The 19,857-nt window shown below is 68.6% G+C and carries 14 protein-coding genes; 9 read left to right on the plus strand and 5 right to left on the minus strand.

Features of this window, described 5'->3' with window-relative positions; genetic code table 11:
• Positions 1 to 34: 34 nt before the first annotated feature.
• Positions 35 to 2,050: a type II secretion system F family protein gene (locus tag ABDZ36_RS02685; RefSeq protein WP_211311879.1), complete on the minus strand. Its 2,016-nt coding sequence runs from the start codon at positions 2,048 to 2,050 to the stop codon at positions 35 to 37.
• Positions 2,043 to 3,674: a type II/IV secretion system ATPase subunit gene (locus ABDZ36_RS02690; RefSeq protein WP_211311880.1), complete on the minus strand. Its 1,632-nt coding sequence runs from the start codon at positions 3,672 to 3,674 to the stop codon at positions 2,043 to 2,045. Before ABDZ36_RS02690 ends, ABDZ36_RS02685 begins: the two co-directional genes overlap by 8 nt.
• Before the next feature lie 139 nt (positions 3,675 to 3,813).
• Here ABDZ36_RS02690 and mutS (ABDZ36_RS02695) point away from each other — a divergent pair, with 139 nt between their 5' ends.
• Positions 3,814 to 6,450: a DNA mismatch repair protein MutS gene (gene mutS, locus ABDZ36_RS02695; protein WP_211311881.1), complete on the plus strand. Its 2,637-nt coding sequence runs from the start codon at positions 3,814 to 3,816 to the stop codon at positions 6,448 to 6,450.
• On the opposite strand, the gene nucS is transcribed toward mutS (ABDZ36_RS02695), so the two are convergent.
• Together nucS and ABDZ36_RS02705 are read right to left on the minus strand one after the other, a co-directional pair.
• Positions 6,447 to 7,184, minus strand: coding sequence for an endonuclease NucS (gene nucS, locus ABDZ36_RS02700; RefSeq protein ID WP_211311882.1), 738 nt, complete (start codon positions 7,182 to 7,184; stop codon positions 6,447 to 6,449). The genes mutS (ABDZ36_RS02695) and nucS overlap by 4 nt on opposite strands.
• Before the next feature lie 69 nt (positions 7,185 to 7,253).
• Complete coding sequence (locus tag ABDZ36_RS02705) at positions 7,254 to 8,477, minus strand: RNA-guided endonuclease InsQ/TnpB family protein (protein WP_211311883.1); 1,224 nt, start codon at positions 8,475 to 8,477, stop codon at positions 7,254 to 7,256.
• Positions 8,478 to 8,829: 352 nt separating this feature from the next.
• Here ABDZ36_RS02705 and lysW point away from each other — a divergent pair, with 352 nt between their 5' ends.
• The 4 genes from lysW to ABDZ36_RS02725 all read left to right on the plus strand — a co-directional run bounded on the left by lysW (position 8,830) and on the right by ABDZ36_RS02725 (position 12,303).
• Entirely contained in the window at positions 8,830 to 8,994 is a 165-nt protein-coding gene (gene lysW, locus ABDZ36_RS02710; protein WP_211311884.1) for a lysine biosynthesis protein LysW, read from the plus strand.
• 73 nt (positions 8,995 to 9,067) lie between these two features.
• Positions 9,068 to 9,907: an acetylglutamate/acetylaminoadipate kinase gene (locus ABDZ36_RS02715; RefSeq protein WP_211311885.1), complete on the plus strand. Its 840-nt coding sequence runs from the start codon at positions 9,068 to 9,070 to the stop codon at positions 9,905 to 9,907.
• Between the two features lie 47 nt (positions 9,908 to 9,954).
• A complete protein-coding gene (locus ABDZ36_RS02720) occupies positions 9,955 to 11,001 on the plus strand; it encodes an AIR synthase family protein (protein ID WP_211311886.1) in 1,047 nt (348 codons plus the stop codon).
• 471 nt (positions 11,002 to 11,472) lie between these two features.
• Positions 11,473 to 12,303 (plus strand): ion transporter, encoded by an 831-nt coding sequence (locus ABDZ36_RS02725; protein ID WP_211313675.1) that lies wholly within the window; start codon positions 11,473 to 11,475, stop codon positions 12,301 to 12,303.
• Positions 12,304 to 12,402: 99 nt separating this feature from the next.
• Here the strand turns inward: ABDZ36_RS02725 and ABDZ36_RS02730 are convergent, their stop codons facing one another.
• Positions 12,403 to 12,561: a hypothetical protein gene (locus ABDZ36_RS02730; protein ID WP_211313676.1), complete on the minus strand. Its 159-nt coding sequence runs from the start codon at positions 12,559 to 12,561 to the stop codon at positions 12,403 to 12,405.
• Between the two features lie 279 nt (positions 12,562 to 12,840).
• Here ABDZ36_RS02730 and mutS (ABDZ36_RS02735) point away from each other — a divergent pair, with 279 nt between their 5' ends.
• The 4 genes from mutS (ABDZ36_RS02735) (at position 12,841) to ABDZ36_RS02750 (ending at position 19,779) form a co-directional block, all read left to right on the plus strand.
• On the plus strand, positions 12,841 to 15,462 hold the full coding sequence (gene mutS / locus ABDZ36_RS02735) for a DNA mismatch repair protein MutS (protein WP_211313677.1): 2,622 nt from the start codon (positions 12,841 to 12,843) through the stop codon (positions 15,460 to 15,462).
• 46 nt (positions 15,463 to 15,508) lie between these two features.
• Positions 15,509 to 17,506 carry a DNA mismatch repair endonuclease MutL gene (mutL, locus tag ABDZ36_RS02740; RefSeq protein ID WP_211313678.1) on the plus strand — a complete coding sequence of 666 codons (1,998 nt, stop codon included), beginning with the start codon at positions 15,509 to 15,511 and terminating at the stop codon, positions 17,504 to 17,506.
• Between the two features lie 62 nt (positions 17,507 to 17,568).
• Positions 17,569 to 18,522, plus strand: a complete 954-nt coding sequence (gene kdgK1, locus ABDZ36_RS02745; RefSeq protein WP_211313679.1) for a bifunctional 2-dehydro-3-deoxygluconokinase/2-dehydro-3-deoxygalactonokinase — start codon at positions 17,569 to 17,571, stop codon at positions 18,520 to 18,522.
• A 75-nt stretch (positions 18,523 to 18,597) separates the two neighbouring features.
• The gene (locus ABDZ36_RS02750) at positions 18,598 to 19,779 is read left to right on the plus strand and encodes a hypothetical protein (RefSeq protein WP_211313680.1); all 1,182 of its coding nucleotides are present in this window, start codon (positions 18,598 to 18,600) and stop codon (positions 19,777 to 19,779) included.
• The last annotated feature ends 78 nt before the right edge of the window (positions 19,780 to 19,857 follow it).

Genomic DNA, 19,857 nt, shown 5'->3' on the forward strand with positions numbered 1-19,857 from the left:
CGACGTGGACGCAAGAGAGCCACGCACCCGGCAGCTAGAACAGGAACGTGATCGCGAGGAAGGCCGCGGCGACGGTTGCGACGAGCGGGACGGCGTAGGCGATCCCATCCCGAAGCCGTCCACCAACGAGCGCGCCGACCACGAGGCCGTTCCCCGCGGCCTGCACGAGCGCGGAGTGGTAGAAGAGCGTCCGGTACGTCTCGATCGACACCGCACTGAGGTTGAGGGGCGTCGCGGCGTTCCGCGAGAGGGTCCCGGCGGACTGGGCGGCGTCGCTGATCGCCGGGAGGAAGACGATCTCGAAGGCGGCGAGCATCCCGACGTAGACGAGGACGCCGATGACGACGATACCAGCGTAGACGCCGAGGACGCGTCGGCGGTCGGCTTCGCGTTCGTGGCGGGTGCCGAGGTCGTCCGCAACCGCCTCGATGACGGGTCCGACATCGTCGGTCGTACGGACTGCGACGACGGTGAGCCCGACTGCGCGCGTGACGTCCGGGACGCGGAGCCGATCGGCGAACGACCGGAGCGCGTGGTCGAACTCGTCCGTCCACGCGACGTCGCGGCGCACGCGGCCGAGTTCGGTGGCGAGCGCCCCGGACGTTCGCTCGGCGACGAGGGAGATCGCGTCCGCGAGCGGGACGCCGTTGCTCGCGGCGTCCGCCGCGACCCGGAGCGCGTCCGGGAACCGTGCGCGGAGGTCGCGACGACGGTGGCGTTCGTGGACGTGCAGAACGGCGAACGGTGCCGTCGCGACGAGGAACGGCGCGACGAGGAGGCCGGTCGTCGAGACGACGGGCGATGCGGCCATCGCGTCCAGCGTGTGCGGGACGAGTCCGGCGAGGAACATCGCGACGCCGAGAAGGATGCCGATCGGGGTACTGACGAGCGCGACGAGCGGCGGCCGCTGGCGGACGGCGCGGAGCGGGGCCGCGAGTCGCTCGCGCCACGCGGTACGCTCGCGCTCCCGGCGGTAGTCGTCGATGGGGCCGTCGTCGATGTCGGACGGATCGGTCGCCCCCGTCCCAGTCGCCCGCGCGACCGGCGCGGCGGCCCGGCGGCGCGTCCGGGCGAGGAGTCGCTTGAAGACGAGGTAGAACGCGAGCAGGACGAGCGGGAGGCCGACGTAGGTGATCACGGCGAGCGCGCGGAGGAGGCCGGGAGCGGTGAAGCTCGCGACGAGCACGACGACGAAGAGGAAGGCGGGGCCGGCGAGCGCGACGACGATGTAGGCCTCCGCGATCGTCTCCAGGTCGTCGAGGACGCGCTCCTGTCTGTGTTCGGCGCGCTCCCGCTGGTCCACGACGGCGTCCGCGAGGAACGACTCGATATCCCCACCCGTCTCGAGGACGCTCGTGAGTTCGTCGAGCAGAACGGCGAAGTCGTCACTCGGGGTGCGCTCGCGGGCGTCGCTCAGCGCCTCGAAGACGTCGGCGTCGAAGCGACGGGCGTCGCGGATGGCGAGGCGTACCTCCTCCGCGAGCGGCCCGTAGGCCTCCGTCTCGTCCGCGAGCCTGTCGAATGCCCCGTAGAGGTCGGTGCCGCCGTGGACGAGCGTGTAGCAGAAGAGCGTGGCGTGCGGGAGTGCGCCGTCGATGGCGCGCGCACGCCGGGCACGCCGCTGGACGAGCCGGCCGAGTGAGCCACCACCGACCGCGACGGCACCGAGGAGGCCACCGATCAGGACACAGAGCGTCCCGACGAAGGCCGAAACGGGCGCGACGATGGCGACGAGCACGCCGAGACAGAGGCCGACGCCGGCACCAAGGACGACGCGACGGACGAGACGGGCGACGTAGCCATCGACGGTCTCGGGGACGTGCGCACCCGCCAACAGGTCGTCGAGCGGCGCAAAGCGCTCCGGATGTGCGTGGACGAACGTCCGGACGCGGCCGTCGACAGCCCGGGCACGTCCGTCGACATCGCGCTGGCTGTGCCCGTCGCCATCGCTTCCGGTCGGTCCGTTGACGTCGCTCTCGACCGGCCCAGCAGCGTCACTTTCGGACGCCCCATCGACGTCGCGCTCAGCCGAATCGTCGCCGTCACGCATCGCTCACTCGCACCGGTTGCTGAACGTTGTCGTCATCCACGTCGAGGTCCGCGAGAGCTCGCTCGGGATCGCGGGCGAAGGCGAAGATGCGCTGGGCCACCGTCTCGTAGTCGAAGGTTTCGCGTTCGGCGAGGGCGGCGATGACGCGCTGGCGGCGGTCAAGTTCGGTACGGAGGCGCTCGCCGCTCCAGCCACGATCGACGGCGATCTCGCGCGGCACCTGTGCGGGGTTGCGCTGCTCGAACCCCTGTGTCTCAGCGTCGTAGTGGAAGACGTCGCGAACGTCCGGTCGATCGCTGTCGTCGCGTGGCGTGACCTCGGAGATCTGCCAGCAGCGCCGCGCGACGCCGTCGGGTTCGTCGACGATGCGCTGGGTGACGATGACGTCGAGGTCCGCGAGCAGATCGGGCGGGACATCGAGTGGGTTGTGCGTGAGGCGTCTGATTGCGTCGGTGCTCGACTCCGCGTGGAAGGTCGTGAACCCCTCGTGGCCGGTGCCGAGGGCCTGGAAGAACGAGCGAACGACGTCGGGATCAACGCGGAGTTCGCCGACGATGATGTGGTCGGGGCGCTGGTGGAGTGCCTCGCTGAGGAGGCGATAGCTGCTCACTGCGCGGCGATCCTCGCTGTCCTCGGCGGTCCGCGTGACCTCCGCGATCCAGTTGTCGTGCGGGAGGTTCACCTCTCTGGTCTCCTCGATGCTGACGACCTTGTGGCCGGGCGGGACGAAGAACGCGCACGCGTTCATCGACGTCGTCTTCCCCGAGCCCGTCGGTCCGACGTAGAGCACGGAGCGGTTGTGCGCGACGGCGAGCCAGAGGTAGGCGAGCTGTCGCGCGTCGAACGTCCCGAGCGCGGCGAGCTCCGGCGGCGTGAACGGCTTCTCACGGAACTTCCGGACGGTGAAGTTCGACCCGCGCGCGGCGACGTCGCCACCCAGCGTCGCTTGAAGGCGCGACCCGTCGGGGAGCGTCGTGGTGAGCAGTGGGCTCGCGGCCGAGAGATGCCGGCCGGCGCGTTGGGCGAGTTTGATGGCGAGCGAGTCCACGACGTCGGCCGCCCACGCGCGATTCGATGCGAGGTGGCCGTGGTCGCGGTGGTAGGCGTAGACGGGAACGTCCGCACCGTCACAGGAGACGTCCTCGACCGCGGGGTCCGACATGAAGGGATCGAGACGCCCGTAGCCGAGGAAATCCCGGCGGAGGTAGTAGCGAACGATCCAGCGGTCCGCGGGCGGGGCGCTCGATGCGTGTCGGGCGATGACCTCGTCGAGCCGATCGGCGAAGGCCGCGCGCCCCGCGTCGTCGTTCTCGAACTCCTCGTCGAGGAGGACGCGGCGGGCGACGTCGCGGAGGTCCTCGGCGACGTAGGAGACGAAGTCGGAGCGCGTCGGTTCGAGGACGTGATACCGTATCTCGCCGCTCTCGGCGTCCCGCCGGAGGTCGACCCGCGCGTACGGCTCGTTCACCCAGTAGCCGTCGATCGCGGGGTCGGGGTCGTCCGCGAAGTCGAAGCGCTCGAGGAGGGCGTCGGCCTCGGGAAGCGCGTCGAATGGCGCGGGGTCGCGCGCCGCGAGCTGCGTAGCAAGCGCGTCGCGAACCTGATCGCGGACGTCACCAGCCATACACGAGTACACTGGGGTACGGTGGGTAGGTGTTGCGGCCGGCCAGTCGTCAGTGAGGGGTCGAAGCGGGCGAGCGATCTCCACACGTCGACGCCGAGTGACGACGGGTATTTCCGCGACGGCGCGCTGAAACACGGGTATGGACGCGGCACTGGGACCGCCGGCGGCGATGGCCGAACACCGCGAGGAGCTGACGCCGATGATGGCCCAGTACCACGACCTCTGTGCGGAGTACGACGATTCGCTCGTGCTCTTCCAGGTCGGGGATTTCTACGAACTCTTCTGCGAGGCGGCGGAGACAGCGGCGCGGATCTTGGAGATCACGCTGACGAAGCGCGAGGACTCGACCGGGAGCTACCCGATGGCGGGCATCCCGATCGACAGCGCCGCCTCGTACATCGAGGGCCTCCTGGAGGCGGGCTATCGCGTCGCGGTCGCCGATCAGGTCGAGGACCCGGACGAGGCCAGCGGCATCGTCGAGCGCTCGGTGACACGCGTCGTGACGCCGGGGACGCTCACCGAGTCCGAGCTCCTGCGCTCGGACGACAACAACTTCGTCGCCTCGCTGGCGCGCGGGGCGGAGGGCTACGGGCTCGCCTTCCTCGACGTCTCGACGGGCGACTTCGTAGCGACAGGACCGGACGCCGCGGCGACCGTGCGCGACGAGATCGCGCGATTCGACCCTGCGGAGGCCATCGTCGGGCCGGACGCCGACGCTGCGGCCTTCGCGGACGACTGCATGGTCACGGCGTACGAGCCCGAGGCGTTCGCGCACGACGCGGCACACGGGCGCGTCGCGGACTACTTTGGATCACCGGACGCCCATCTCGGCGGCGACGCCGAAGTGCGGGCCTGCGGGGCGCTACTCGCGTACGCCGAGTACACGCGCGGCGGCGAAGGCGACCACGACCGCCTCGACTACCTCACGCACCTGACGCGCTACGACCCCCGCGAGTACATGGTGCTCGACGGCGTGGCGCTGCGCTCGCTCGAGCTCTTCGAGCGCCGGAGCGTCCACGGGAGCGAGGGCACGGCACTCGTGGACGTTCTCGACGAGACGGCGTGCGCGCTCGGCGGCCGACGGCTGAAGGACTGGCTCCGTCGCCCGCTCGTCGACGCCGACCGGATCGAAGCGCGCCACGACGCCGTCGGCGAACTCGTCTCCGATCCCCTCTCTCGCGACGCGCTCCAGACCGACCTCAGGGACGTCTACGACCTCGAGCGACTCATCTCGAAGGTGTCGCGCCACCGCGCGGACGCCCGCGATCTCCGCTCGCTGAAGGCGACGCTCGACGTCGTGCCCGATATCGAAGACGAGCTATCGGACGCCGAGAGCGAGCATCTCTGCGACTTGCGCGAACGCCTCGACGGCCTCGACGACGTCCGCGAACTCATCAGAAACGCGATTCGCGAGAACCCCGAGCGCGAACTGACGGAGGGCGGCATCATCGCGGACGGCTACGACGAGACGCTCGACGAGCTACGCGGAACGCGCCGCGCGGGCGAGCAGTGGATCGACGACCTGGAAGAAGCAGAACGCGAACGCACCGGCGTCGATTCGCTGAAGGTCGGACACAACTCCGTTCACGGCTATTACATCGAGGTGACGAACCCGAACCTCGATGCGGTCCCCGAGAACTACGAGCGCCGGCAGACGCTGAAGAACTCGGAGCGCTTCGTCACGCCCGAACTGCGGGAGCGCGAGGAGGAGATCATGAACGCGTCGGCGCGCGCGGACGACCGCGAGCTCGAGTTGTTCAGGGAAGTCCGCCGGGAGGTCGGTGAGGCCGCCGAACGCGTCCAGCGTGTCGCGGACGCGCTTGCGACGGTGGACGCGCTCTGCTCGCTCGCCGCCGTCGCGGCCCAGTACGACTACTGCCGGCCGGAGGTGGGGGCCGACGGCTTCGAGATCGAGGGCGGCCGGCATCCGGTCGTCGAACGCACCGAGGAATCGTTCGTGCCGAACGACCTCTCGCTCACCCGCGAAACGCCGCTCGCGGTCGTGACGGGGCCGAACATGAGTGGGAAGAGTACCTACATGCGCCAGGCGGCGCTCGTCGCCGTGCTCGCGCAGCTCGGGAGTTTCGTGCCCGCGCGCTCGGCGCGCGTGCCGCTCGTCGATCGGGTGTTCACGCGCGTCGGCGCGAGCGACGACATCGCGGGCGGGCGCTCGACGTTCATGGTCGAGATGACCGAGCTCGCGGACATCCTGCGCGACGCGACGAAGAACTCGCTCGTCGTCCTCGACGAGGTCGGGCGCGGGACGAGCACCGCGGACGGCTATGCGATCGCGCAGGCCGTCACCGAGCGCCTCCACGATGACGTCGGTGCGTACACGCTGTTCGCGACACACCACCACGACCTCACGGCCGTCGCCGCGGAGCTCAACGGCGCGCGGAATCTCCACTTCCGCGCGGCGCGCGAGGGCGAGGACGTGACGTTCGTCCACGAGGTCGCGCAGGGCGCGGCGAGCGCCTCGTACGGCATCGAGGTAGCCGAGCAGGCCGGCGTGCCGCCCGGCGTTGTTGAGCGAGCACGCGACGTCGTCGCCGAGCGTGCGGCGAACGTGGACAGGGATGTGGACGCAGGCGCGTCAGCGGACGTGGACAGCGGTGCGATCGAAAGCACGACGACGGACACGAGCGCCACCGCGGACGGCGGGAACGCCGACCCGAGCGACGACGTCCTCGACGAACTGGCGGCGTTGAACCTCGCGGAGATGACGCCGATCGAGGCGTTGACGACACTGAACAGACTCCAGCGGGAGTTACACTAGTCGAGCGCCGGGTCGGGCACGAGGCTCACGAACTCGTTGCCGTCGCGAGCGAGCACGCGACGCGTCCGCGGCGTGCAGGAGGGCGCGACCAGGATGCCCCGGACGTCCGCGTCCGCGTGTAAGTCGCGTTCGAGAGCGTCGACGTATCGCGCCAGCTGGCTCGCGGCGTCCGGGCCGGCGCGAACGGCCTTCAGCTCGACGGCGACCGGGCGGCCGTCGCGGTCGCGCCCGAAGACGTCGACGGGGCCCGCGGGCGTGTCGCGCTCGGCTGCGAGCGCGCTGAAGCCCTCCTCGACGAGTTCGGGGTCGGCGAGGACGCGCTCCTTGAGGTCGGCTTCAGTTCCGGACACCTCGACGTCGGCATCGCGTTTCTCGACGGGTATCGCCGTCGCACGGGCGACACGCTCGAAGACGACGACGAGTTCGGCATCGGGTGATTTGCGGGTCACGATGAGGCGAACCGCACCATCGTCGTCGTGTGTCACGTCGAGCGCGTCGGCCGCGAGGCGGTTCTGCGGCGTCGGGCCGTCGGCGGCGTGGACGAGGAGGGTCCGGTCGGGTTTGAGCGCGACGAGGCGATCGGCGGGGCCGGCGTGCGAGTGCGTCCGGCCGTCGTACGTGACGTGACAGCGCCCGAGGAGCGTGCAGAACGCCCCCCGGTCGCGGGCATCGCGGACGAACGCGGCGGCCTCGGCGGGCGCGGGATCGACGAGCGCGTCGGGAGTACCGGGCACACCGCATACTCGGCGACCAAGGGAGAAAAGCGTCGCCCCGCGGACTCGGCGACGGTGAACTACCCCACCCTACCGCTCGCCTGACGGCTCGCGCTTGAGGGTGGGGCTTCCTGTTTCCACGACGCGCTTTGCAGATACAGGCGAATCCACAGGGAGCGCAGTCTCCACAGGCGTTGGTTCGGAGCGTCCCGCTCCTAACCGCTTTGTGATACCGCGAGAAAGAATGTTCCACGCCGCGTTCGCGTCCCTGTCCGCCTCAAACCCGCAGGCGGGGCAAGAGTGTTCGCGCACCCACAGCGGCTTCTCCGTCGAGACACCACAGGACGCACACTCTTTCGTCGTTCCGCGCGGATTCACGGCGACGAAGTGCGTTCCTTCGTGTTCGCACTTGTATTCGAGCATCCGAAGGAACGTCCCCCACGCCGCTCCTGCCCGGTTGCGCGAGTTGCCCGATAGTTCGACCAAACCCTTCGCGTCCAAGTCCTCGACAGCCACCAAGTCGTACTCGCGGGCGTAGTGGTTCGAGAGCTTGTGCAGGAAGTCGCGTCGCTTGTTCTTCAAGTCGGCGTGGCGTTCGGCCACGACGCGGCGCTGTTTCTTCCAATTCGAGGAACCGTGTTCCTTCCGCGAGAGGTCGCGTTGGGCGCGTTCCAACCGCTCGCGTTCGTCGGACAGGTCGAGCGATTCGACGGCGGTTCCGTCCGTGTCGTGTGCGTACTTGAGAATCCCTACGTCGATACCGACGCACTTCTCGGGATTCTCGGGTTTCTCCGGTGGGTCGTCGGGAGTCTCGACCCCGAGGATGGCGTACCACTTCCCGGTGGGTTCCTGTTTGACGGTGACGGTCTTGATTTCGGCGTCGTCGGGCAGGTCGCGGTGGAAGGTGATGGGGATTTCTCCGAGTTTCGAGAGCCACAGTTTTGTCCGACCGCTCGTGTTCTTGAGCTTGAAGCCGGATTGACTGTAGGTGAAACTGCGGTACTCGCCCGGAGCCTTCCACTTGAGCGTCCCCACGCGGTAGCCGTTCTCTTTGCGCCCGCGAAGCGTCGAGAGATTGTCGTACAACCGCTGAACGACTTTTTGTAGTACCTTCGAGTGAACGCTTTTCAGATCGTTCCACCATTTCTTGAGACTCGGCAAGAGTTTCTGCTCAGAATACGCCGAGGTGTCGTCGGTTCGATTGAGTCGGTGAAGGAAGTGGTTGTAGACCTGTCTACAGGTATCGACAGTCCACGCTAACTGTTGTTCGAGAGCGTCGGACGGTCGGAGCCGATACCTGTAGTTGTAGTTCACGAGCGTTCTTCGATAAATTCGTCCAGCTTCTCTTGGACGAAAGAGGACAGGCTCAGGTGGTTCTCCTGAATCCACTCCTCTTGGTCGTCGCGGATAGAGATGGTCTTGCGCGTTGCCACACCATAAGTTATGCAAACCACGTACTAAACAGTTGCGATTGCGTGGGCCTGTGGACCGAGCGTCGAAGGTGTTTGGGAACTGTGCGGCGCTGTATCCCCTCCCTACTCACTCGCTTCGCTCGTTCGTTGAGGAAGGAGCCTTAGCGCCTCAATTCAGGTAAACGGGGATCGTGTTCAGGGACAGGCCACCGCGGAGGCGCAAACCTAAGTAGCCGGTCCGCGAACGCCGGCGTATGTCGGAGTGCCCCGAATGCGGTGCGGAGCTGGATCTGGCTGAATCGGTCGAAACAGGCGAAATCGTCGACTGTGGAACGTGTGGCGCGGAGCTCGAAGTGACCGGTGAAGACCCGGTCACGCTCGACCTCGCACCCGAACTCGACGAGGACTGGGGCGAGTAATGCGCCTAGGTTTCTGTTACTCACGCATCCGCAAGGACGAGAACCGATCCGAAACGAAGGCGGAGGTGGCAGCATGACGACTGTCGTCAAGATCGGCGGCGCGAAGGCCGTCGACCCCGAGGGCGCGCTCGCGGACGTCGCGGCGCTGAGTGACGAGGGAGAGGACGTCATCGTCGTCCACGGCGGCTCGACGATGGTCGACGAGACCCTCGAACGCCTCGGTATCGATCCCGAGTACGTGGAGACGCCGGGCGGCGTCGTCGGGCGCTTCACGGACGAGGCGACGATGGAGGCGTTCAAGATGGCGATGCCGGGCGTCGTGAACACGGACCTCGTCGCCGGCCTCCAGAATCAGGGCGTGGACGCGGTCGGCCTCTCCGGCGTCGATGGGGGCCTCCTGACGGGCCCGCGGAAGTCCGCGGTCCGCGTCGTCGAGGACGGCAAAAAGAAGATCAAGCGCGGCGACCACTCGGGGACGATCGAGGACGTCAACGACGATCTCCTCGAACGCCTCCTCGATGGCGGATATACGCCGGTCGCATCGGTGCCGATGCTCGGCGTCGAGGACGACGGCTCCTACACGCCGGTCAACAGCGACGCCGATCGCTCCGCCGCAGCGGTCGCGGGCGCGCTCGACGCCGATCTCGTGCTCCTCACGGACACGCGCGGCGTCTATCGCGACCCCGAGGACCCCGAGACGCTCATCGAGCGCGTGACGACGCCCGAGGAGTACGACGAGCTCCAGACGGCCGCGGAAGGGTTCATGAAGCGGAAAGTGATGGCCGCCGAGGAGGCGCTGCGCGGTGGCGCACCCTCGGTCGTCGTCGCGGACGCGAACGCCGACGAACCGATCCGCTCGGCGCTCCGCGGCGTGGGCACGACGATCGAGCGCGACGCGCTCCCCGAGGAGTAGCGACGCGGGAGCGGTGCGCCTAACTCCGCGGGGACGCGGGTGGGCGTATGGACACCGGGAAGGTCGGGCGCGCGTTCTTCGAGGACCACATCTACCCGCGGCTCGGAGCCGAGCGGCCGGACGTTCGCCTCGGCCCGGCGCACGGCGCGGATTTCGGCGTGATCGACGTCGGCGAGTCCGTGGTGGCGCTCGCGACCGACCCCGTCTTCGTGCTGCGCGAACTCGGCGTCGAGCGCGCCGCGTGGTTCGCCTTCCATATCGTTGTGAGCGACGCCGCCCTCTCGGGGATTCCGCCGAGCCACCTGAGCGTCACGCTGAACCTGCCGCCGGAGGCGAGCGCGGACTACGTCGGGCGACTCTGGGCGGTGTTCGACCGCGAAGCGCGCGAGCTCGGCGTCTCGATCACGACCGGTCACACGGGCGCGTACGCGGGCTGTGCGTGGCCGACGGTCGGCGCGGCGACGACGCTCGCGGTCGGCGATCCCGACGACCTCGTCGTCCCGACGGGTGCGAGGCCGGGCGATCGCCTCGTCTGTACGAAGGGGCCGGCAATCGAGACGACCGGGCTCCTGAGCGTGCTCTACGGCGACGCACTCGATCTCGATGCCGAGGCGATCGAGGCGGGGAAAGCACGCTTCCGCGAGGCGAGCCCCGTCCGGGACGCGCTGACCGCCGCGGCCGCGGGCCCGGTAACGGCGATGCACGACGCTACCGAGCGCGGCGTCGACAACGCCCTACACGAACTCGCCGCGGCGTCGGGCGTCGGCCTCGACGCCGAACGCGAGCGCTTCCCCGTCGGTGAGGGCGTCCGCGAGGTCTGCGATGTCTTCGACGTCGACCCGTGGACCGCGTCGAGTGAGGGGACCGTACTCCTGACGGTGCACCCGGACGGCGTGGACGACGTGCTCGACGCGCTCGCCGCCGAGGGGATCAGGGCGGCCGCGATTGGCGAGGTGCGCGACGGCGGCGGCGTGACGATGGACGGCGAGACACTGCGGGAACCGACGAGCGACCCGCTCTGGGACGCCTACGAACGTGGGAAGGAGCTGTACGGCGTACAGACGGGATGGGCGGGCGCGTCGCTCAGCGGGTGAGAGCGCGAGAAACGGCGCGACACTGCTCGTCGCACCTCGGTCGTATCTCTCACTCCATCTTTTTCCCGCTCGGGTCGGCGAAGCCGACCGCTCACGGCAAAAACATGGGTGAAAAAGGCCGGTCGCCTCCGGCGACCGATAGGAGAACGGGACTGTCGCTAGACGAGTTGAGACGTAAAGAACAGTGCGACACTGCTTGTCGCACCTCGGTCGTATCTCCCACTCCATCTTTTTCCCGCTCGGGTCGGCGAAGCCGACCGCTCACGGCAAAAACATGGGTGAAAAAGGCCGGTCGCCTCCGGCGACCGATAGGAGAACGGGACTGTCGCTAGACGAGTTGAGACGTAAAGAACAGTGCGACACTGCTTGTCGCACCTCGGTCGTATCTACTACTTGTGACCAGAGACACTTAAAAGACTGAGCGGGGGAGTGGTCACCGTCGTTATGGCGAGGGCGGACGCTACGAGAAGTATGGACAGCGACGGGTCGACGACGAGCGTTCGCGATCGGGTTCGGTTCTACCTCCGCGACGACGAGACGACGGCGGGGCGCGCGCTCGACGCCACGCTGTTCGTGTTGAACCTCGTGTTCGTCGCGATCTACGTCGCCCAGACGTACACCCTGTCAGCGGACGTGCGGGCCCTTCTCTGGAGTGCGGAGCTCGCTATCGCCGTCGTCTTCGCACTCGAGTACGCCGCACGGATCACGGTCGCCGACGACGTGCTCGCGGCGATTCGCGACCCCTACGCGATCGTCGATCTGCTGGCGATCCTCCCGACGTTCGCGGTGTTCGTCCTCCCGGCCTCGACGGTGGCGTCGATCGGCTTTCTCCGCGCGATCCGCGTCGTCCGCGTACTGCGGTTCTACCGCTTCACCCGCGACGCCGAGTTCTTCTTCGGGACGGTCTCGGACAACGCCCTCCGCGCGGCGAAGCTACTCATCACCGTCCTCGTGATCCTCTTCGTCTCCGCGGGGCTGTTCTACGGTGCCGAGCACGCCGCGAATCCCGACGTCGGGACGTTCGGTGACGCATTCTACTACACTGTCGTGACGCTCTCCACGGTCGGGTTCGGCGATGTCCTCCCGGTGACGACGCTCGGGCGCTGGGTGACCATCGCGTCGATCATCGCGGCGATCATCCTCGTCCCACAGCAGGCGAGTAAGATCGTCAAGGAGTGGACGCGCCGCGAGAAAGTGGACGTCACCTGTCCGAACTGCGGGCTTTCGGCGCACGATCCCGACGCCTCACACTGCAAGGCCTGCGGACACGTCATCTATCAGGAGACGGGCGGAACGGCGTGAGTGGGGGAACACGACGGGGTCGCGACTCCACACGCACTATCAGCTGCCCGAGAAGACCGGGCAGGTCTGCTCGTATCTATTACTTGTGACCAAAGACACTTAAATCGAGTCGAGGCGGTTCGGGAGGACGCCGACGGCGAGGATCACGACACCGACGAGGAGTGGCGAGGCGATCCACGGCGCGTGGAGGGCGTTGAGGATGAGGCTCCCGACGGCGACGAGCACCGCGGCGAGAATGGCGGCGTGTAGCGGGCGCATCACGGGAGAATACGTGGGCGCACGGTGAAAAGACGGGGGATACGGGAGAGTGGAGACGGGGCCACGCAACGGGAGGGAAGCGGACGATGAAGGCGAATAGCAACCGTTCCGTACTCACTATCGGCCACCCGAGAAGACCGGGCGACCCTGCTCGTATCTACTACTTGTGACGAGAGCTACTTAAAGAACGCCGGGCGTGACGAGGCGGTGCGTTCTTACTCGCGCGTAGCCACCTATCGCTATGATCGAGACGCCCGCGCGCGACGGGGTGAGGGCGACGTGACCGGCATCGTGGAGGAGTTCCTCGGCCTGAAGGAGGGGTCGGACGCGGACATCCTCGCGATGCAGGTCGGGGACTTCTACGAGTTCTTCGCGGACGACGCGCGCCTCGTCGCCGACGAGCTCGACCTGAAGATGTCCGAGAAGTCGAGTCACGGCTCCTCGTACCCGATGGCCGGCGTCCCCCTGAGCGAGCTGACGCCGTACCTCAAATCGCTCGTCGAGCGCGGCTACACGGTGGCGGTCGCGGAGCAACGCGGCGAGGACGACACGACGCGCGAAATCACGCGGACGGCGACGCCGGGTACCCTACTGGAGGCGACAGGTGCGGACGCGCGCTACCTCGTCGCGGTGGTGCGCGACGGCGAAACGTACGGCCTCGCGGCGGTGGACGTGACGACGGGAACGTTCCGGCTGACGGAGGTCGACGAGGAACGGACGGCGCTCGCGGAACTCGGGCGGTTCAGTCCCGAAGAAGTGCTTCCGGGGCCGACGCTGCGCGGCGACGACGACTTCTGCGACGCGGTGCGCGACGACACGGACGCGACGCTGAGCGTCCACGGGACGGAGGCGTTCGCGCCCGGCAAGGCGACCCACCGCGTGCGCGAGCAGTTCGGCGAGGGGGCGCTAGACGCCGTCGGCGTCGAACCCGAAGGGCCGGGTACGCGGGCGGCGGGGGCGGCGCTCGACTACGTCGCGGAGACGGGCGTCGGCGTGCTATCGTCGCTGACGCGCGTCCAGCCCTATCGGGCGGACGACCACGTCGCGCTCGACCCGACGACGCGGCGCAACCTCGAGCTGACCGAGACGATGCGCGGCGAGCGGGCGGGTTCGCTCGCGGCGACGCTCGATCACACGGTGACGTCGATGGGCGCGCGACGCCTGGAAGCGTGGCTCGTCCGGCCGCTCCAACGGCGCGCAGAACTCGAACGACGCCACGACTGCGTCGACGCGCTCGCGAGCGACGCCCTCGAACACGACGCGATACGTGAGACGCTGGATGGCGCGGCGGACCTCGAACGCCTCGCGGCGCGCGCGACGAGCGGGAGCGCTGACCCCGCGGCGCTGAAGCGCATCGTCGACACCCTCGAACGACTCCCGGTGCTCCGCGAACGGGTGACGTCGTCGCCGTCGCTCGCCGACTCGCCCCTCGGGGACGTGCTCGCGCGGGTGGACGCCGAGGCCGCGGCCGACCTCCGCGAGATGGTGGACGACGCGCTCGCTGACGATCCAGGTAGCGAGACGGGGATCTTTGCGCGCGGCTACGACGGCGAACTCGACGAGCTTGCGGCTGAGCACGACGATCTCGTCGCGTGGTTCGACACACTCGCGGAGCGCGTCAAAGCGGAGAGCGACCTCTCGCGGGTGACGGTGGACCGGAACAAGACCGACGGCTACTACCTCCAGGTTGGGCACTCGCAGACGGATCGCGTCCCCGAGGCGTACCGCGAGGTGAAGACGCTGAAGAACTCGAAGCGCTATCGGAGCGCCGAGCTCGACGAGAAGGAGCGGGCCTTGTTCCGCCTCGAGGAGGAGCGCGCGGCCCGCGAACGCGAGCTGTTCGACGAGCTGCGCGCCGAGGTCGCCTCGCACGCGTCGCTGTTGCAGGACGCGGGGCGAGCGCTCGCCGAACTCGACGCGCTGGCGAGCTTCGCGGAGCACGCGAGCGCGAACCGCTGGACGCGCCCCGAACTCCGCGACGACCGGGCGCTCGACGTCGCGGCGGGTCGCCACCCGGTCGTCGAGCAGACGGTGGAGTTCGTCCCGAACGACGCGCGCTTCGGCGAAGGGCGGCGGTTCCTCGTCGTGACCGGACCAAACATGAGCGGGAAGAGCACGTACATGCGCCAGACGGCGCTGATCGTGTTGCTCGCGCAGGCCGGGAGCTTCGTACCCGCTGAATCGGCCGAGATCGGGCTCGTCGACGGCGTCTACACGCGCGTCGGCGCGCTCGACGAGCTCGCGCAGGGGCGCTCGACGTTCATGGTGGAGATGCAGGAGCTGAGCAACATCCTCCACTCCGCGACCGAGGACTCGCTCGTCGTCCTCGACGAGGTCGGGCGCGGCACGGCGAGCGACGACGGCATCAGCATCGCGTGGGCCGCGACCGAGTACCTCCACAACGAGGTGCGCGCGAAGACGCTGTTCGCCACGCACTACCACGAACTGACGGACCTCGCGGAGCGCTTGGAGGGCGTACAGAACGTCCATGTGACGGCGGACGAGCGCGACGGCGACGTGACCTTCCTCCGGACGGTCGCGGACGGCCCCGCGGATCGCTCCTACGGCATCCACGTCGCGGACCTCGCGGGCGTCCCCGATCCCGTGGTGTCGCGCTCGCGGGACGTGCTCGCGAAGCTCCGCGCGGACGAGGCCGTCGACGTCCGTGGCGGCTCGGGGGGAAGCGAACAGGTCGTCTTCGACCTCGGAAGCGGCGAGTTACGAACGGATGAGGAGGAGCATGGCGAGGACGCCGCCGACGAGGGCGGCGACGAGAGCCAGGAGACGCTCGACCCCGAAACCGAGGCCGTCCTCGACGAACTCCGGCACACTGACGTAAACAACTCCTCGCCGCTCGACCTGCTCCAGCGCGTTAACGAGTGGCAAAATCGACTAGACTGAGTGCGACGAGCGCCGGATTGATGGTGCCGTACGGCCATCCACGGCCATGAGCGAGGGCGACGAGGCGGCGACGAAGATCCACGAGCTCGACGCGGCGACGATCGACCGGATCGCGGCCGGCGAGGTCGTCGAGCGGCCCGCATCGGTGGTGAAAGAGCTCGTCGAAAACGCCCTCGATGCGGACGCCTCGCGGATCGAGGTCGAGGTGGCAGGCGACGGAACAGAGGAGCTCGTCGTGCGCGACGACGGCGTCGGAATGACGCGCGCGGACGCCGAGGCAGCGGTCGAGCGCCACACGACGTCGAAGATCCGGGACGCCGACGACCTCGCGCACGTCGGAACGCTCGGCTTCCGCGGCGAGGCGCTGCACACGATCGCCGCGGTGTCGCGTCTAACAGTAACGACGAAACCGCGCGAGGGTGGACGCGGAACCGAGGTGCGGGTCGCCGGCGGCGAGATCGAGTCGGTCGGCCCTGCGGGGCGCGCGGCGGGGACGACGATCGCGGTACGCGACCTCTTCTACAACACGCCGGCGCGCCGGGAGTTCCTAAACGCCGAGAACACCGAGTTCGGCCACGTCAACCGCGCGGTGTCGCGCTACGCGCTCGCAAACCCGGACGTCGCGGTGTCACTCACGCACGACGACACAGAGACGTTCGCGACACCGGGCGACGGCGACGTGCGCTCGGCCCTCCTCGCCGTCTACGGCCGCGACGTCGCCGAGTCGATGATCGCCGTGGACGCCGATTCGGCGGGTGCGCTCGACTGCGTTCGGGGGTACGTGAGCCACCCGGAGACGACGCGCTCGACGCGCGACTACCTCGCGACGTACGTCAACGGCCGCTACGTCAGCGACCGGCTGCTCCGCGAGGCGATCGTCGAGGCCTACGGGACGCAACTGGCCGCCGATCGCTTCCCGTTCGCCGTCCTCGATGTCGAACTCCCGCCGAGCGAGGTCGACGCGAACGTACACCCACGAAAAATGGAGGTGCGTTTCGAGGACGAACCCGGCGTCCGCGAGGCCGCGACGGACGCGGTGCGCGACGCCCTCCGCGAGCACGGGTTAGTGCGGACGAGTGCCCCGCGCGGGGCGTCGAAGCCAACGGACGCCGCGATCGTGCCCGAGCGCGAGGACGAGGTTGAGCGCGCCACGTCGGAGCCGGGCGAGACGACGAGCGGTGGCGGCGCGACGCACCCTAACGACGCGGCAGGGAGTGCGAGCGCGACGGAGTCGACGCGTGGAGGATCCGTGTCGACGCGCGGGACGGCGAGCGGCGACTCGACGAGCACGCGGGCACCACACAGTCCGTCGTCGGGAACAGGGCGCTCGGGCAATCGGGGTACCGGCACGGCGAGCGACGAGGGCGGAACGGTCACCGGTGCGACGCGTAACGCCCGCCTCCCGGGGACAGCAGAGCCCGATACGCCCGAGCGTGAACGCCTCCCGTCGCTGCGCGTGCTCGGCCAACTGCACGACACGTACGTCGTCGCGGAAACGGACGACGGCCTCGTGTTGATCGACCAGCACGCCGCGGACGAGCGAGTGCGCTACGAGGCACTGTGCGAGGAGCTCGGCGGCTCACCGGATTCGCAGGCGCTCGTGACGCCGGCCGAGGTGTCGCTGACGGCGGCGGAGGCGGCGGGCTTCGAGGGAGCGCTGCCCGCGCTCCGCGACGCAGGCTTCGAGGCCGAGCTGAATGACCGGAACGCGGTCGTGACAGCCGTCCCGGCAGTGTTCGGCCAGGCACTCGACGCCGAACTCGTCCGGGACGTGCTCGCATCTGCGACGAGCGCCGCGGCGGGCGACGACGTCCTCGACGCCGCGGACGCACTGCTCGCCGACATGGCGTGCAAGCCCGCGATCACGGGGAACACGTCGCTCGCGGAGGGCGACGTGACGGCGTTACTCGATCGGCTCGACGACTGTGCAGAGCCGTGGGCGTGCCCGCACGGCCGGCCGGTGATCGTCGAGATCGACGCGGCGGAACTCGACGCGCGCTTCGAGCGTGACTACCCCGGACACCAGGATCGCACCCCGGAGTGACAGGGGTATGAGTGGGCGGGGAATCCCGCGGATTGATTTAGGGCGGCATCGTCGGCCGAAACATGAGCGATCTCGTGACGTTCGGCGAGACGATGGTGCGCCTCAGCCCGCCCGGCCAGGAACGCCTCGAACGCGCGTCCGAACTGGAGTTTCGCGCAGCGGGCGCGGAGAGCAACGTCGCGGTGAACGCCGGCCGCCTCGGCCTCGACACGACGTGGATTTCGAAGCTCCCCGACAGCGCGCTCGGCCGAAAGGTGACGGCGACCGTCGAGGCGCAGGGCGCGGAGGCGGATGTCGTCTGGAGCGACGAGGGGCGACAGGGCACCTACTATCTCGAACAGGCCTCGACGCCGCGCCCGACGAACGTCATCTACGACCGCGCGAACGCCACGGTGACGACGGCGACGCCCGAAGAACTCCCGACGAAGCGGATCACGGCGGCCGATGCGTTCTACACCTCGGGGATCACGCCCGCGCTCTCCGACACGCTCGAGGAGACGACGGCCGACCTGCTCGAGTTGGCGCAGGACGCCGACACGACGACCGTCTTCGACGTGAACTACCGCTCAAAGCTCTGGGAGCCGTCGGAGGCGCGACCGGTCCTCGAATCGCTCTTCCCCGACATCGACGTGCTCGTGACGGCGGTCCGCGACGCGCGGACCGTTCTCGGCCTCAACGGGGACGCCGAGCGCGTGGCGCGCGATCTCGCGGCCGAGTGGGGCTTCGAGACCGTCGTCGTGACGCGCGGCGAGGAGGGCGCGCTCGCGTGGCACGCCGGCGACGTCATCGAACAGCCGGTTTTCGAGGCCGACACGCACGATGCCGTCGGGACGGGCGACGCCTTCGTCGGCGGGTTCCTCGCGCGCTATCTACAGGGAGAGAGCGTCCCAGTGGCGCTGGAGTACGCGGCAGCCGTCGCGGCACTCAAGCGCACCATCCCGGGCGACACCGCACTCGTTACGCCCGACGAGGTCGAGGGTGTGCTCGATCGGTCGGACGACGGCATCGCGCGCTGAGACACCGTAGGAAAGCAGCTCGATCGCTAATGGCCACAATCGTTTTTCGAGCGGCTCGATAACCGTATTGGATACATGTCTCGGCAGACTATCGCAGTAGTAGCGGTCGCACTACTCCTCGTCGCGGGCGTCGTCCCCGCATCCACAGCAGCGGCGTCCAGTAGTTCGAACGCCTACACTGGGACGCACGTCTCCTTCGACGTACAGGGATCGACGGTGACGGACTACACCGTCGAGGACGCGACGGTCGTGCAGAGCATCGGCGTCCAGTCGACCTCGCAAGCAGAGAGCGATAGCGGCGGTGGGCTCCTCGGCGCGGGTGGGGGCCTCGACCTCTCGGCGACGGTGAACGTCGACCTCGCCGGCCTGTCGCTTAGCACGACGACGCAAACGTCCGCGACGGTGCAAGCCGAGAGCGGCGCGACGCTCACCGCGCACGACGAGAACAACGGCATCCTCGTCGTCGAACCGGGCGACGAGTCGCAGGTCGTCGTCGCGAACCTCTCCACGAACGCCGAGGCGTCGGCGAGCGGCGAGAATCAGGTCGAGGTGACGACCGCGGACGGCACGCGGGCGACGTTCATCGCCGTCGGCAACGCGAGCGTCACCGTCAACGAGCAGGGGAACGTCACCGGGCAGGTCGGCACGAATGGCAAAGTCGTCCTGCGCGCCTACCCCGACGGGAAGACCGAGGCCGAGACGCAGGCCGAAGAGCTGATCGCCTCGGGGAAAGCTGCGGGTGAGGTCTACGCCGGCACGGCCGCCGAGGCCGGGGCCAAGGCGTCCACGAGCGTCGTGACGTACGCGAACGAGACGACAATGACGGCGAAACAGACCGGTGAGTCCACCGTGAACGTCACTGTGGATCGCACAAGCGAGACCGGGAAGGTCCTCATCACGTCCGTCTCCGAGGCTGCCGTCGGCACCACCGAGAACCTCGACGTCGCGGTGAGTGGCGGTACGGCCGTCGAGGTCTCCTCGTACAGCGATCTCGAGGGCGCACTCGGGAGCGACCGGTCGGCTTACATGGTGAAACAGCACGCCTCCGGAAACGCGACCGTCTTCGTCGCGTTCAATCACTTCTCCGAGCGCACCGCCTCGATCAGCGGTGCGGACGACGGGAGCAGCGGCGGCGACGCCGGTGATGACTCGGGCAGCACGGCGACGTCCAGCGGCTCCAGCCCTGGGTTCGGCGTCGTGACACTAGTGGGCGCGCTCGTCGCGCTCGCGGCCGTCCTGTTCGTGCGGCGTGAGTAAACTACCCCAGAGGGTGTCATAGAACTCTTCTCACACCGTGATGATTGTGCTTCCCGGATTGTCTCTGCGTTCGTAGTT

This window comes from Halarchaeum salinum, from assembly GCF_039520965.1.
Lineage (GTDB): Archaea > Halobacteriota > Halobacteria > Halobacteriales > Halobacteriaceae > Halarchaeum > Halarchaeum salinum.